Source organism: Jeotgalibaca dankookensis (assembly GCF_002005405.1).
GTDB classification, from domain to species: domain Bacteria; phylum Bacillota; class Bacilli; order Lactobacillales; family Aerococcaceae; genus Jeotgalibaca; species Jeotgalibaca dankookensis.
Map to the genome: position 1 here is coordinate 134,083 of NZ_CP019728.1, position 14,461 is coordinate 148,543.

At 39.9% G+C, this 14,461-nt stretch carries 17 protein-coding genes and 1 riboswitch; of the genes, 8 read left to right on the forward strand and 9 right to left on the reverse strand.

Annotation, left to right across the window (positions count from 1 at the left end; genetic code table 11):
• The first annotated feature begins 3 nt into the window (after nucleotides 1-3).
• The 4 genes from BW727_RS00630 (at nucleotide 4) to BW727_RS00645 (ending at nucleotide 4,359) form a co-directional block, all read left to right on the forward strand.
• A complete protein-coding gene (locus tag BW727_RS00630) occupies nucleotides 4-1,473 on the forward strand; it encodes a class I SAM-dependent DNA methyltransferase (protein WP_062467900.1) in 1,470 nt (489 codons plus the stop codon).
• Nucleotides 1,474-2,955 (forward strand): restriction endonuclease subunit S, encoded by a 1,482-nt coding sequence (locus BW727_RS00635; RefSeq protein WP_062467901.1) that lies wholly within the window; start codon nucleotides 1,474-1,476, stop codon nucleotides 2,953-2,955. It begins immediately after the preceding gene.
• A gap of 326 nt (nucleotides 2,956-3,281) precedes the next feature.
• A complete protein-coding gene (locus BW727_RS00640) occupies nucleotides 3,282-3,593 on the forward strand; it encodes a hypothetical protein (protein WP_062467902.1) in 312 nt (103 codons plus the stop codon).
• A 103-nt stretch (nucleotides 3,594-3,696) separates the two neighbouring features.
• Complete coding sequence (locus BW727_RS00645; protein WP_062467903.1) at nucleotides 3,697-4,359, forward strand: hypothetical protein; 663 nt, start codon at nucleotides 3,697-3,699, stop codon at nucleotides 4,357-4,359.
• Between the two features lie 129 nt (nucleotides 4,360-4,488).
• Here the strand turns inward: BW727_RS00645 and BW727_RS00650 are convergent, their stop codons facing one another.
• The 6 genes from BW727_RS00650 to BW727_RS00670 form a co-directional block, all read right to left on the reverse strand.
• A complete protein-coding gene (locus BW727_RS00650) occupies nucleotides 4,489-5,397 on the reverse strand; it encodes a phage major capsid protein (protein ID WP_062467904.1) in 909 nt (302 codons plus the stop codon).
• A gap of 19 nt (nucleotides 5,398-5,416) precedes the next feature.
• Nucleotides 5,417-5,653 carry a hypothetical protein gene (locus BW727_RS00655; RefSeq protein WP_062467905.1) on the reverse strand — a complete coding sequence of 79 codons (237 nt, stop codon included), beginning with the start codon at nucleotides 5,651-5,653 and terminating at the stop codon, nucleotides 5,417-5,419.
• A 334-nt stretch (nucleotides 5,654-5,987) separates the two neighbouring features.
• The gene (locus BW727_RS00660) at nucleotides 5,988-8,261 is read right to left on the reverse strand and encodes a phage/plasmid primase, P4 family (RefSeq protein ID WP_062467906.1); all 2,274 of its coding nucleotides are present in this window, start codon (nucleotides 8,259-8,261) and stop codon (nucleotides 5,988-5,990) included.
• An 18-nt stretch (nucleotides 8,262-8,279) separates the two neighbouring features.
• On the reverse strand, nucleotides 8,280-8,438 hold the full coding sequence (locus tag BW727_RS10575; protein WP_156179546.1) for a hypothetical protein: 159 nt from the start codon (nucleotides 8,436-8,438) through the stop codon (nucleotides 8,280-8,282).
• Nucleotides 8,416-8,646, reverse strand: coding sequence for a hypothetical protein (locus tag BW727_RS10580; protein ID WP_021150162.1), 231 nt, complete (start codon nucleotides 8,644-8,646; stop codon nucleotides 8,416-8,418). Before BW727_RS10580 ends, BW727_RS10575 begins: the two co-directional genes overlap by 23 nt.
• The gene (locus BW727_RS00670; RefSeq protein WP_021150161.1) at nucleotides 8,597-8,800 is read right to left on the reverse strand and encodes a hypothetical protein; all 204 of its coding nucleotides are present in this window, start codon (nucleotides 8,798-8,800) and stop codon (nucleotides 8,597-8,599) included. Before BW727_RS00670 ends, BW727_RS10580 begins: the two co-directional genes overlap by 50 nt.
• Before the next feature lie 163 nt (nucleotides 8,801-8,963).
• Between BW727_RS00670 and BW727_RS00675 the strand changes: the two genes are divergently transcribed.
• From BW727_RS00675 to BW727_RS00690, 4 genes are all read left to right on the forward strand, one after another.
• The gene (locus BW727_RS00675; RefSeq protein WP_217994402.1) at nucleotides 8,964-9,542 is read left to right on the forward strand and encodes a helix-turn-helix domain-containing protein; all 579 of its coding nucleotides are present in this window, start codon (nucleotides 8,964-8,966) and stop codon (nucleotides 9,540-9,542) included.
• Between the two features lie 112 nt (nucleotides 9,543-9,654).
• Nucleotides 9,655-11,064: a site-specific integrase gene (locus BW727_RS00680; protein WP_062467908.1), complete on the forward strand. Its 1,410-nt coding sequence runs from the start codon at nucleotides 9,655-9,657 to the stop codon at nucleotides 11,062-11,064.
• Between the two features lie 74 nt (nucleotides 11,065-11,138).
• On the forward strand, nucleotides 11,139-11,480 hold the full coding sequence (locus BW727_RS00685; protein ID WP_062467909.1) for a hypothetical protein: 342 nt from the start codon (nucleotides 11,139-11,141) through the stop codon (nucleotides 11,478-11,480).
• A 297-nt stretch (nucleotides 11,481-11,777) separates the two neighbouring features.
• The gene (locus BW727_RS00690; protein WP_077795867.1) at nucleotides 11,778-12,893 is read left to right on the forward strand and encodes a recombinase family protein; all 1,116 of its coding nucleotides are present in this window, start codon (nucleotides 11,778-11,780) and stop codon (nucleotides 12,891-12,893) included.
• Nucleotides 12,894-12,958: 65 nt separating this feature from the next.
• Here BW727_RS00690 and BW727_RS00695 read toward each other — a convergent pair whose 3' ends face one another.
• The 3 genes from BW727_RS00695 to BW727_RS10655 form a co-directional block, all read right to left on the reverse strand.
• The gene (locus BW727_RS00695) at nucleotides 12,959-13,276 is read right to left on the reverse strand and encodes a hypothetical protein (protein ID WP_062467911.1); all 318 of its coding nucleotides are present in this window, start codon (nucleotides 13,274-13,276) and stop codon (nucleotides 12,959-12,961) included.
• A 71-nt stretch (nucleotides 13,277-13,347) separates the two neighbouring features.
• Nucleotides 13,348-13,446: riboswitch (SAM riboswitch) on the reverse strand.
• A 402-nt stretch (nucleotides 13,447-13,848) separates the two neighbouring features.
• Nucleotides 13,849-13,998, reverse strand: coding sequence for a hypothetical protein (locus BW727_RS10650; RefSeq protein ID WP_169749222.1), 150 nt, complete (start codon nucleotides 13,996-13,998; stop codon nucleotides 13,849-13,851).
• A gap of 182 nt (nucleotides 13,999-14,180) precedes the next feature.
• Nucleotides 14,181-14,357, reverse strand: coding sequence for a hypothetical protein (locus tag BW727_RS10655; protein WP_169749223.1), 177 nt, complete (start codon nucleotides 14,355-14,357; stop codon nucleotides 14,181-14,183).
• Between the last annotated feature and the right edge of the window lie 104 nt (nucleotides 14,358-14,461).

The window sequence follows — 14,461 nt, forward strand, 5'->3', positions numbered from 1 at the left end:
AAAATGGCGATTAGTAACTTTGTGAAACGAATCCAAGATGTGATGCGCAATGACTCTGGTGTTAATGGTGATGCTCAGAGAATCGAACAAATCGTGTGGATTCTGTTCCTAAAAATATATGATGCAAAAGAAGAAGCCTGGGAGCTTTATGATGACAATTATACTTCCATCATTCCAGAAGGTCTTAAGTGGAGAGATTGGGCAGTGGACAGAAAAGATGGAGAGGCACTCACAGGAGATGGGCTTCTTGACTTTGTCAACAACACATTGTTCCCAACTCTTAAGAATTTGGAAATTGATGAAACTACACCTATGAGCCAAGTCATTGTCCGTTATGCCTTTGAAGATGCCAACAACTATCAGAAAGATGGTGTACTTCTAAGACAAGTGGTCAATATCATTGACGAGATTGATTTTACGGAATACAAGGAGCGCCATGAGTTTGGTGCCATTTATGAATCATTCCTAAAAGACCTTCAAAGTGCCGGTAATGCCGGGGAGTTCTACACACCAAGAGCAGTGACAGACTTTATGGTTAAAGTGGTGAAGCCTGTTCTGGGTGATAAAATAGGAGACTTTGCCTGTGGAACCGGTGGCTTCTTGACCTCTGCACTCAATGAACTAGATAAACAGGTAGGTAACTCATTGGAAAATAGAGAAATCTACAATAAATCCGTTTATGGTATTGAGAAGAAGGCACTTCCACATATGCTTTGTGTCACCAATATGCTTATCCATGATATTGATGATCCAAATATCCTTCATGGCAATGCACTGGAGATGGATTACAAAGATATGCGGAAGATGGAACCTTTCGATGTGATCTTAATGAATCCTCCTTATGGTGGAAGTGAGAAAGACAGCGTGAAGTCTAACTTCCCAACAGAACTTAGAAGTTCTGAAACAGCAGATTTATTTATGAATGTGATTATGTACAGGCTTAAGAAAAATGGTAGATGTGCTGTAATCATTCCAGACGGGTTCCTTTTTGGTACAGATAACGGGAAGTTCAATATCAAGAAAAAGCTGTTCAGTGAATTCAATCTTCACACAGTTGTAAGAATGCCACACAGCGTTTTTGCACCTTACACATCCATTAGAACCAACATTTTATTCTTTGATAATACAGAGCCAACCAAGGAAACTTGGTTCTATCGTGTAGATATGCCTGAAGGGTATAAGAATTTTTCAAAGACAAGACCGATGAAGCTAGACCATTTCAATGATGCCCTTAACTGGTGGGAGAACCGGGAAGAAATCGAAGTGGATGGATTCCCAAAAGCGAAGAGATATACCATCGATGAAATCATAGAAAGAAGCTACAACATTGATCTTTGTGGATTCCCTCATGAAGAAGAAGTGATCCTTGAGCCGATGGACTTGATTCAAGAATACCAGGAGAAACGAGCATCCCTTAATGCAGAAATCGATCATGTATTAGAACAGATTACTTCTATGCTTGGAGGTAATTAAATGAATGCACAGGACTTGAAGAACAGTATTCTCCAACTCGCTATACAGGGAAAGCTTGTAGAACAGCGAGAAGAGGAAGGTACTGCAAAAGAATTATTAGAAAAAATTGAAGTAGAGAAGAAAAGACTAATTAAAGAAGGCAAGATAAAAAAGGAGAAAAAACAACTCAAAATCAGTGAAGATGAAGTGTTATTTGATATACCAGAGTCTTGGGAATGGACTCGCATGTCAAATATTGCTGATATGTATACAGGAAACAGTATTCCTAAAACCATAAAGGAAAACAAGTATTCTAAAGTCGAAAATGGATATGACTATATCGGAACAAAAGATGTAGGCTTTGATTACACAATAAATTATGATAATGGAATAAAAATACCTTTTGAAGAAGACAAGTTTAGAAATTCTTTTAAGGATTCAATACTAATGTGTATTGAAGGTGGTAGTGCAGGTAGAAAAATAGGGATATTAGATAAGACAGTGTGTTTTGGAAATAAATTATGCTCATTTAATCTAATTTATGGGGAACCTAGATTTTTATATTATTACTTACAAAGCCCGTTATTTTTTCAAGCATTCAGAGATGAAATGACAGGGATTATTGGAGGAGTAAGTATAACCAAATTAAAAGGTATCATTGTCCCCCTCCCTCCACTAGAAGAACAAAAGCGCATCGTAGCAAAGATTGAAGAACTGATGCCTTATGTAGATAAATACGATGGTGCCTATTCTGAAGTGGAGGAGCTGAATAAAAAGTTCCCGGAAGATATGCAAAAGTCTATTCTGCAATATGCAATCCAAGGAAATCTGGTAGAGCAGCGAGAAGAAGATGGAACGGCAGAAGACCTTTATAAGCAGGTTCAAGAAGAGAAGAAAAAGCTGATTAAGGAAGGCAAGATTAAAAAGACAAAGACACTTCCTGAGATTACTGAAGATGAGATACCATTTGATATTCCAGAGAATTGGAAATGGGTTAGGTTGGGAAATATTGTTTCTGTTTTGGGTGATGGAATTCATGGGACACCAGTATATGATGATAGAGGAAGTTATTACTTTATTAATGGAAACAACTTAAATAATGGAGTAATTGAGATAAAAGACAATACTAAAAAAGTTGACGAAGAACAATTTTTAAAGCATAAAAGAGAATTGAATGACAACACTGTGCTTGTGTCAATTAATGGAACAATTGGTAATGTAGCTTTCTATGCTGGAGAAAAAGTAATCCTCGGTAAAAGTGCTTGTTATTTTAACCTTATGAATGAAGATTTTAAGTACTATTTATATTGGGTTATTAAGACAAAGTACTTTTTAGATTATGCAATTAAGAAAGCAACTGGAACAACAATAAAGAATGTATCATTAGCAACGATGAAAGAGTTTGTTGTACCTCTCCCTCCACTCGCAGAACAAAAACGTATTGTGGAGAAGATAGAAGAAATGTTACCATACACAAAACAACTGGTAAAGAAGGTAGACTAAATCCCCCAGGGGCGGTCTAATCTCTACAAGATCTCAAAATGGTGACCGCGCCAGGGTCTTGCGTGAAAAATCGCATAATTCGATAGGGGGGATACCCCCAATAACATCAAATAAGTGCCACATAGCCTTGTAACCCTTGATAATAAAGGGTTTATGGGTTATGTGGCTATTTTTGTTTCGTTTGATAGTATCCGATTTTGCTGAATTTTGGGCGTTTAAAACGTTGATTTAAGCCCATTTTTCAGCCCTAAAATGTACGATTTGTCTTGCTATCATGGGCGAGTTGAGTGATATATGTAGTAACAAAACTACAGGAGGTGTTTTAAATGAAGGCTTTGTTTGGTCGAAAGTTTTATAACATTGAGGAGCTGCGAGAAGCAACGGAAGAAGCAAAGAGAAAAGGTGTTGTGGGTTCAGACTATACCATTATCCGGGAAGTAAAACTCACAGATGAACAGTTCAAGAAATTCACCAGTGACTTTTTGGCAGATCAGCCATGGATTGAAAAAGGCGATGGCGGTCATAACAAGAATGGCGAGCTTCGCTGCATCAGAGTCATCAATCTTGAAACGGGAGAAAAGATATTGACGAATCCGGAAGGCTTTGAATATCCCCGGTACATATCAATAGAAGAATGATTTGGCGGGTCTTAGGACTCGCTATTTTCATACAGAAATGACTTGCTATTGTGTGGATTTAGAGTGATATATAGTGTAACCAAATAAGGAAAGGATGATGAACATGGAATTTAAAATCACATATGAAATCAAAGGGCAACGCAGAAAGGAACTGGTGCAGGCAATCAGCGACTATCTCAACACCATCCCCAAATACCTCAGCGTCCCCACCTGTGCCTATGAGATTGGCGAACTGACCATTGACCGGGAAGGGGCTGTGATCATCAAGGACACCATGACACCAGCTGAGGTGGACAACATGGTACGTGACCTAGAAGCACAAGGATTTCTACCGACAAACTACGGGGAGAATGCTTTTGATGGCATTGAGGTATCCATGCCAAGAGAGATGTTTACCGACAAGGCAATCGAGAACCTCCACAAGATTGTCCTCGCCAAAGGAGAACTCATCGCCAAGTCTATTGGCTCTATGGATTTAAGGATTATCGAAAATGAGGTGAAGGTGCGGTTCCCATGGTTTCCAAAAACAGAAGATGACGAGGAAATCAAACACTACACCCAGTTTATAGAAGCCTTATGCAAGATGGCAATCGACCGCAACAGGGTAGCCTCCACACCGAAGAAAAGCGAAAATGAAAAATACGATTTCAGGTGTTTCCTTTTAAGACTTGGCTTCATTGGAGATGAGTACAAAGCCATTAGAAAATTTCTGCTTGAAAACCTAACCGGCAATGCTGCTTTCAAGCATGGCAAACCAAAAAACTGACAAAGGAAAGAGGAAGGTAGCCAACTTTCAGCTATCTTCCTCTCTTAATACCCTGTTTGAATCTGCGTTTTTATGCGTGAAGCCCTCTGCCCGTTGTCCGGGATAAAGGCTGTGGAGATTGCTATCCCCCTATGCCAGCTGTAGAACCTTTACTGCTTCTGGCACAATCAGCTTGGCATCCAGTCTTTCATAGGATGCGTAGCCAATCTGACCTTCAAGAATATACTTTTCCTTCAAGACTTTAACCGATAGGCTCTGACGGTCAACAATCCAGAAGAAGCTGAAATCTCCAAAGGCGATTGCCTTATTGCCACTCTCCATGCCTGGCATATAGTTGGAATACTCCACTGGCTTTCCGAGGATGGTGTTATCAGAATGATTCCACAGGTAGTTTCCGCTTGAATCTTTTAGGGTTCTCAGATACAGTGCGGTTTCATCATTGATGATCCATACAGCGTTTCTACGGTAGTGCTTACCCAGTGAGAAGTAGAGCTTGATCACTTCGTCATAGGTAATGGCATCAGTTCCTGCAGCGGTGACACCCACCTCTGCGCCCTCTGTGGGGTGCAGAATGCCTGTAGGGGCATCAACACCATCGCCATTGAGGAAGGCGTTCTCTTCCTCTCTGCCGAACCTGCGGGCAAATTCATTCTTCAGATACTTCTCAATATCGAACTTATTATCTGTGACAAAGGTGTGCTTCAGCCTTGTAAGGCTCGCCAACTTGTAGGAATTCAGTGTGAACTGGTTGATGGTATCATTGCTTTCCGGGATGGCAACGCCTTCACTGAGCCATTCAGCTTTTCCAGTGGAAGTGGATGCAAAGATCTTTCCTTCCGGTGATGTGGTTTTCACTACAGTGCCGATTCTTCTAAAGACATTTTCCTTTTCAAGAGCCGGTGTGTAGCTGTGCATGAATTCGTAGGGTGCAGGGTAACTTCCGGTGCTGTCTTTCATATTACTCATTTCTGAGTAAATCTCCTGCTGGGTTCTCATGGTGTTCCAGAATGCTTTGTTGTACATACTTTGATTTGACATAATCGTTTCCTCCTTAAAATTAAGATGCTTTGATCCAGTTACGCTTGATTAGGTAATCTGTAACTTCTTTTAGTGTCTGGAAATAGTAGCCGGAGCCTCGGTGCTGAATGCACCAGTGTCCTTTACTGTCGGCTCGTTTGTCTCGCATCACCACCACAGGATGCAGATCACCCAGTGAGATGATGCGGATGACCTCGAAGTTCTTGAGATCCTGACTTTTCTTTAAATGTTTTGGTAATTGCTTTTCTTTTCCCATGTCCTCACCTCCAATTCTTCTATTTTGGTGACAGTTCTCTTGATTTGGTGAATGTAGTGACACTTGAATTTGAGAACTGTACTCTGTATAAGTCCAGCAATATCAAGGGCTTTAGAGTTTTTAGTTACAAAAGTGACAGTTTAGTCAACTCTATCTTCACACTTCTATATCTACTGTTTTACAGATTCTATACTTTTCATTTATCTCCATAGAAGTTAAAAGAAGTGTCACTTGTGTCACCATTTTGCTAGAACCCTTGATATTACAGGGGTTATGATTAGAAAGCTGTGGAAATACTGTCACCAGCACTGTACCCCAGCTTTCACTAGTGTCACTAACTGGATGAGAGAAGCGGAAACTCATCATAGCCATAGGCTTGCTGATAGGTAGCTTTTGCTTCATCCGTTAGGGTATAGCCGCTGTAGAAAGTGCCACCCTTACCCCGGCGAACGGTCATATCCGAGAAGGTAGTTCCCAGATAATCCGCCAGCTCATTACGGAAATCTTTAGCGGTTTTCGCATAGCCTTGATTGTTATCCATGCACCATGCCTTATACACTTTATAGACTCGACCAGTGGTGCAGCTGTCTTTGATTTTGCCCAGGGGTCTGATCTGCATACACTCATTGAAGAAGGCAATCACTGTATTGTTGTCTGCCATGTAGATGGCTCTGGCATTTTCCACACTTTGTGGTTCTGTAAAGTTGTAACCATTTTGAATGACTTGCTTTAGTGCCATAATCGCCTTATAGACAATGCCATCACGCTCGGCATACATTTTATCCAGTAGGAACTTATCCTGCTTGTCCTTGGGAACTATATGATTACAGTTGACCTGCATGATGCGGTCATACACCCACTGACCATCATCGCCACCGAACTTCGGTAAGCGGTTCATGCAGAACCAGAACAGCCCTTTGTAGGTGTACTCAAACCCATTTAGTCCTTTGAATTCTGCGAAGATGCTATCTCCACCGGTACACTGTTTGAAGATGCGAAGTTCATGAACAGTTAGAAAACTCATATCAGAACTTCCTGCAAGGCGCTTATTGTATAGATTACCGGTGCCGAATCGGGACTCGATTTCTTTGAGATCCATACCGATGAAGTTGCCACTGCCCAGAAGTTTTTCTGTAAGGCTCTTTAACTGGGATTTACCTGTATCGCCTTTACCCACCATGAAAAGGGACTTCTTCAGCCTGTGTCCTTTGACATTGGATAAGGCAGCTCCCATAAACTCTAGCAGGAGATTTTGAACTTCTTTGTCACCGCTAGTAAGATCATTCATAAACTTGTCAAAGACCGGTGTGGCTTTATCTTCCCCCAACCAATCACAGGGAATCTGGATGGTACTCATGATTTCGGGGCTATGGGGAAGAAGCTTCATATCGGAAAGACGAAGGATGCCATTTTGGAAATTGATGATGTCCTCATCGGCATTTAGCTCCTCATTGGTTTTAAACTTCAGATCGGTGGTGATGTTGCCAAAGACTTCATTGACATCCTTCATCTGCAGGATGCTTTCATCAAAGGCGGTAATGTAGTTTTTAATAATTCCTTTGAGCATTTCATCCGCATACAGCCGATAGCATCCATCCTCGTAGACATAACGTAAGACACCGCCTCTTGCACTATCACGCACGAAGATGTAATGGAGATTCTCCCGGATGTGACGTGCCAGTAGCGGACAGTTGACTCTCATCTTTTTTGCCTTGTCATCGTAGTAGATGTAAGCGGGTCTGTTCTTACCGCCCATATAGAACTTGCCATGACAGCCCTTAATGGCATTTTCAATGGTAGAAGTTCTGTAATTTTCACGATCCCATTTATCCCGGTAGAGCTTGGATTGTCTGAATAGGCTATCCATCTGATCCATATCACCGCCAGTGTAGAAGGCGAGAATATTGCATAATGCCTGGTCTGCCTCAGAGGGACTTCCATAACCGGAAATATCACCCTTGTCAAAGAGGGCGATGAACTTCTCACCGTTTTTGGCTTTTCTGGCAGTGACGATGATATCGAAGGCGTCAGACCCATTATCTGTTTTGCTGAACAGTTCCTTCTTCATATAGGTGTCGAGGAAGGTTAAGACCTCATCGGTTCGATCCATAAGAGGGAGATCACTGATGACGTTGCCGGTAAAGGTAAGGTAGCGGTTTGTCAGACCACCGATGTAGATTTCCAGATTATTGTGTGGGTTCTTGCTGTAGTAATCACTGGATAGCTTTTTCTCTGATTTACTATTTATCGAAACAGGAATCTTATCGACATCCACCATAAATAGGTGATGGATGCCTTCGCCACTTGGGGAGAGTTCCTCGTAAGTGTTCATCAGTATTCTTACATCATTTGCTAGGGTGCTGTCTGCAGCTTTATGGTCAATATCAATGCCACCAATACCGGGAACAAGGATAAGACCAATGCCATCAAAGCCATGAGCTTTTACAGCTTCAATAGCTTCATCATAAGTTGCCCACTGGGATTGATATTCCAAAGAAGTACCGGTTTGATAGCCTTTGGTGTTGTATAAGACTTTGGTAAGGCGGCTGTTTTGATCATAGCGCCAGCATACCCAAATCTGTTGTTGTTTTAATTTCTGTAGTTCCATAGCCGCCTACCTCCTTTCTTAGAAATCGTCATCCAGCAGTTCGTCTGCACAATCCTGGCAGAAAAACCCGGCATAGACAGAATCGTTGTCGCAGGTATCAATCAGCACTCTGATCATTTCATCCAGATTGGCTAATCGCACCTGTCCGCAGTTTTTACATTCCATTTGGATATCCATATACATCATCTCCTTCCGGTTTTTCTGAGCCATCGAGCTGGCTTAACTGTTCACACAGTTTTTCATAATTGATATAGGCTTTCTTACCAACAAAGATTGCCGGCAGTTTGCCTGCTTTAAGCAGAAGCCTTAGTGCGTGTTCCGGGAGGATGCCTGTCTTAGCTGTCTCCCTTATTGTCAGCATGGTTGGTTTCTTGTTTGGTATCATGGGCTTTTTCCTCCTTCAGTAGTTTTGCTTTGGCTTTTTTCTCCCAGTAGTTCTTGTTGTGTTGTTTCACCTTATCAGGATTCTTCTTTCGCCACTCCCGGAAGTATCTCAAGCGTTCTTCTTTAGCCAGTGCTTCAAGCGATTTCTTATCCATTTGATCCACCTCCTTGAAAAAGTTCTGTTTCGCTTACTTTTCGCTTGCTTGATTGCGTTTTATCTGATATAGTTATTGTAACGCAGATAAAACGAAAGAACAAGCAAAAACGAACTAATACAACAAAGTTCATATGAATCGTATTTTAGGAGGAGTGGAAAGGATGGAAAAACTATTTAATGGATATGAAAATCCTCTAGCACAAACCATGCGGCTGATAATGGATGAACATCCCCATACAGGAGAAAAGACAACGCAGAAGGCTTTATCAAAGGCGATAGGAATAAGACCACAGACAATAAGCTTATATATGGATGGAAAGACTCAGCCCACAGCAGAGAACCTATTTAGAATTGCAGAATACTTTGATGTGTCAACCGATTATCTATTGACTGGTGTAAGTTCTGAGAATAAGGAGCTTCACAAGCAGCTGGGACTGTCAGAAGGGGCAGTGAATCTGATTAAGAGAGCGCATAAGGATGATCAAGTGGGATCAGCTTCACCGGTGATACCCATGCTGGATGAATTGTTATCAAGTGTGGACTTTTTTCAGTTTCTCGAGGATTTGTCGCTCAAAATTGAGCAATTAAAAAAACTCGCCCAGTTGTCACCAGACGAATTAGAAAAGATGATGCCAGGACTCAATGTGAAGGGCTATTGGGAATGGGACTTAAACAATTATGTTCAGGAATTTATCAAGAAGGAACTGGAGAAACAGGGGCTGCACCTATCGGATAAATAGTTCCACACTTGGGGTTTATTCACTTGACTATTCACCCCCGTAGAGTGATAGATACTATAGGAGAATGAGTTCTCCATAAACCCTACATTATTTAAGGAAGGAGGAAGGCACAATGCCAAGTATAGAAAAACGGGGAAACACTTACAGAATTATGGTTTCTCTTGGCTACAACATGGAGGGTAAACAAATCAGAAAGACTACTACCTTCAAGCCACCGAGAAATGTCAGTGAGAACAAGGCTGAAAAACTGGCTACATCCTTTGCTTATGAATTTGAAAAGAAGTGCATGGGCATGACCAACTTTGATGAGAATATGCGATTTTCAGAACTTGTAGAGTGGTACTTTGAACAGATCGCACCCCATAAGCTGAAAGAAAGAACCTTACTCACCAACATCTTTCTTATGAACAATTATGTACTTCCCTACATCGGACATTTAAAACTGAAGGACATCACCACAGCAAGGATCGATGAGATGCTGAATCATCTGCACAAAAGAGGAAAGACCAGCAAGTACTATATAATGAAAGACCCTAGTCTTTTAGAAGATGGAACGAGAAGACCTGCATCTAGAAAAGCTGGTGTTGAATTAAACACGATTAAGAGAGCTGCAAGAGGGGGGCACATTAGAAAGTCAACTGCTGAAAAAATAGCCAGTGCCTTTGGTAAAAAGCTAAACGACCTATTTGTAGAAGAAGTAAGAGAGGAATCGGAACAGGGAATCGAATCCACATCCATTGCTAGAATCAGAACTGCTACCTCAGCTATTTTCAACACAGCTTTAAAGAAGGATATCATCTGGAAGAACCCAGTGGTTCATGCCACATCCCCAAGGGGCAAACAGAAAGAACGAGACTTCCTGGATGCGGACCAATGTAAACAGCTCCTTGGCTATTTGGATGAACTACAAAACCCCAATGCCAGAGTAGGATTAGCCACGCTGATTTACACCGGAATGCGATCGGGAGAATTGTGTGGTCTTCACTGGAAGGATGTAGACTTGGAGAAAGGAACAATCTTTGTCCGCTATACCCTTTACCGGGCAGATGGGCAGTATAAGCTCTCTACCCCCAAAACCAAATCCAGTTTAAGAGTCATTGCCATTCCTGCAGAACTGAAAGCCATCTTGAAGGAGCATAAGGCATGGCAGGAGAAACGCAGTGAGGAGCTAGGGTCAAAGTGGAAAGACCGAGGTGCTGTTGTCACCGGCATGGAGGGTGAATACATGAGTGGAGGGTATTTGAACATTACGCTGAAAAAACTACTGAAGAAACATGACCTGCCAGACATTCATGTTCATGACCTTCGCCACGCCAATGCATCCCTACTGATAAACGCAGGAGTACCGGTGAAGTTCATTTCAGAGCATCTTGGACATTCCAATACCAAGACCACTGAAGACATCTATGCTCACGTTTATAACTCCACTGCCGAGAAGGTAGCAAGTGCCATCAGCGATGCTTTGGATGGGGGTGATATAAAAAGTGCTTTTATCAGAATTGTTAGACAAAACATGGTATAATATTAGCAAAAGATTTGAACGGAAATGCAAGCAGTACACAACTTGGTATGTAAATTAAAGAAAGGAGAAATTTCATGGATCAAAAAGAGAAAAAAGAAAAGAAGAATCTAATTAGTAAACACTTGGATACTAGCAACAGTCGTTTAAAAGATGAAGAAGTGGATTTCCTTCATGATTTCGTAATTAACTATGATGACGAATATAAGGGTAAGTCAAAAACGAAAAAAAGTAGTTATGATGGATGGAGTTCAGACGGGAAATATACTCGTTGGGAAGAAGAAACATCTACTTTTACTGAAGATATCGGGATACGTGAGGAATATAAATATCATGATGATGATGGTCAAAGTGGAGGGAATACTAAAGAAATTAAAGATGCCAGAGGTATTATTAACTGGTTTAAAAAACAAAAATAAAAGTGTACCGAAATCGGGTACACTGGGCATTTCAGAATGTGTTGTAAGGAGACTAAAAGCCTTACAGCACATTTATTTTTTAGAAGTGTGCATATGGTGAGAATCTTGGTGTTTACTTGGTGTTTTAAGAAACAATAAACCCCAAAACGAAAATGAACAATACATAATCTCATTTCAACAAAGCCCGACAATAAGCGGTGTATAGCACTTTACTAAACGATACGAAATGCCTTTTGACGGTTTGAAAAAGAAAACATTAATACGTTGGATTCTACGGGCGAGGTCTTAATTACCATTATGGCATCTCTTGCACAGCAAGAAAGTGAGTCCATTAGTAAGAACGTGACAATGGGACTTAGGTATAGATACCAAGAGGGACAAGTATTTATCAACCATAAAAAATTCTTAGGGTACACAGTTGATGAGGAAGGCAAATTAATTATTAATCCTAAACAGTCATGGATTATCAAACGGATATTTAAAGAATACCTAGAAGGCAAAGGAACGGGCATCATTGCAAGAGGGTTGACGGAAGATAAGGTCCCGACTGCTACAGGTCTATTGAAATGGACAAGTAACGATATAAATCGGATAATCGTTAATGAGAAATACATGGGGGATGCCTTGTTGCAAAAAACCTATACTGTTGATTGTTTAACTAAGAAAAGGGTGACTAATGATGGCAGTGTCCCTCAATATTATATCGAAGATAATCATGAACCGATTGTCTCTAAAGAGATTTATAACTTAGCCCAAAAGGAAAAAGCGAGAAGAAGCAATCTCTATTCAGGTAAGAAGAGAAAACGACGTCTCTATCAAGGGAAATATGCATTATCAGGAATTACCAAATGTGGTAAATGCACCGATATTTTTAGACGAATCACCTGGACATATAAAGGCAAGAAGACTTATGTATGGAGATGCGCGACAAGAGTAAATAAGTTGTGTGATTGTGAATCAAGAACGATAAATGAAGAAGACCTGCACAGAATAATTGTAGAAGCGATTAATCAGTATATGGCAGATAAGAGTCAAGCCATACAAAATATTGAATTAATCATTCGAGATGTATTAGATAAGAAATATGATGAACCCATCGAGGATATTGAGGAGGAGTTGCATCACCTACAGAAAATGTTATTAGGAACTCATAGTGATGAGGGACATGATCGCATCGTTGATAAACTCGAAGCCCTGCGAAAAGTGAAGCAAGACGTTTTAGTAAAAAATGCAAGCCGCGAAGAAAAGCGGAAACGATTATCAGACATTAAAGCATTTTTAAAATCAGCACACACTGACATTGAAGAATACGAGGAAAGATTAGTAACTCGGCTAATTAACAGTGTAGTCATTCACGAGGAGAAAGTAGAAGTTGAACTCAAAACAGGAGATACAATGGAAATAGAGCAGTAAAGAGGGTCTAGGCACTATGCAAGTGAGGCATGGTGCTGTGACTCTCTTTATTTTGTGATTAAGAATTACTTGTTAATTGCTTTGTATTTTACGTCAGTATAAGTGAAGTTAAACAAAAGGTTCAAGATAGCGTCATAATGTTCCGTGCTCATACTGTCTTTAAAGCCTTCATAGTCATTAATACTAGCGTTCCCAATGCAGCAAAGGCATACTCTCCCTATATGCGCACCTTCGTTAGGCTCTTGCGTACAAACTAAAAAAATCAAATCATGTTCATCTGGATTTCCAGATTGGCTCCTACGAAGTCTCAAGTGAGGGATAACTTGTAATTCACTCAGCCCCCGCATAAACTCCTCTAAACTAATATTCTTTTCTGGCAACAATCCAACCACTCCTAGTTATTTATTCAATTAAAAAAGCACAACGAGAATCGTCATGCCTAATAACTGGGTTAGACTCATCTATCTCTTTCGAGTTGGATTTAGCACCTTGCCAAACGGTAGGTTGCTGAAGCTTCATCGGGCCAATTCCCTCTGCTTTCTCTGTATAAGTTGTGATTTAAAATTGTGTATACGTTAATAACATAAAGACACATCGTTCAAAAGAAGTATAAAGTTAGAAAGATGAGGTAATTTTATATGAGTTCATTATGGAGTAATTCATGCTAGTCAAAAAAATAATTATGCCATACAAAATAGTAGCGATAAAAACGATGAAACCATAGAAGCTAAAGTGTTAGAATTGATTTTTATCATCCGCTTTTGGTAAAAATAAAAGATCTAATACTTTATATCCTAAATTATTCACTTAAATATATATACATCGCAAGGGATTAATTGATTGGGACCTACTATTACAATGCAACAAAAAAAGCCTTTGAATCTCGATATAATCTGAAAGTCATTGGCTATTTCAAATTTAAGTGAAAAATATATATATCTGTATTATTCTCTAATTATTTTCTTGGCTTTCCAGCGTCAGACCTTTTTTTACCCCAACTCCCGTCTTTATTTCTAGAACGGTTTTGTCCTGCAGTAGGACCTGTTTTTACAACTGGACCTCCAGTTTCACGTGGTGATTTTCTATGATCCTTTTTTTCACTCATGTATTGCAACTCCTTTATAATTTAGTATTTAAAAATTTCTTACTAAGAATACTCTTATTAATTATCAAATATGATATACTGACTGCTATTACATTAACAACAATCTTTGTATATAGTCGTAAATACAGCCATATTTGCTTTTGTTTATACAAAGAATTACTATCTAATATAAACATTTCATGTTAATTTTTGTCCATTTCCTTAGCTTTAGCTTCTGCCTTTCTAACTGTTTCATAATAACTTCTGGCATTATTATAGTGGTGACCGCCCTCATCATTTTTTGCTTTAGCCCATTCTCTATCAGCTTTCTCTTTGAATGTTTTAGCAACATTTTCATAAGTTTCCTTTGACTTTGCCATATAATCCTCCTTTCTAAGGAAAATACTTATTATAAAAAAACAATTTAAGATTCCTAATGTCAGAAAACGCTTTCCTGCTAATTTAATTGTAGCGAAGAAAGATT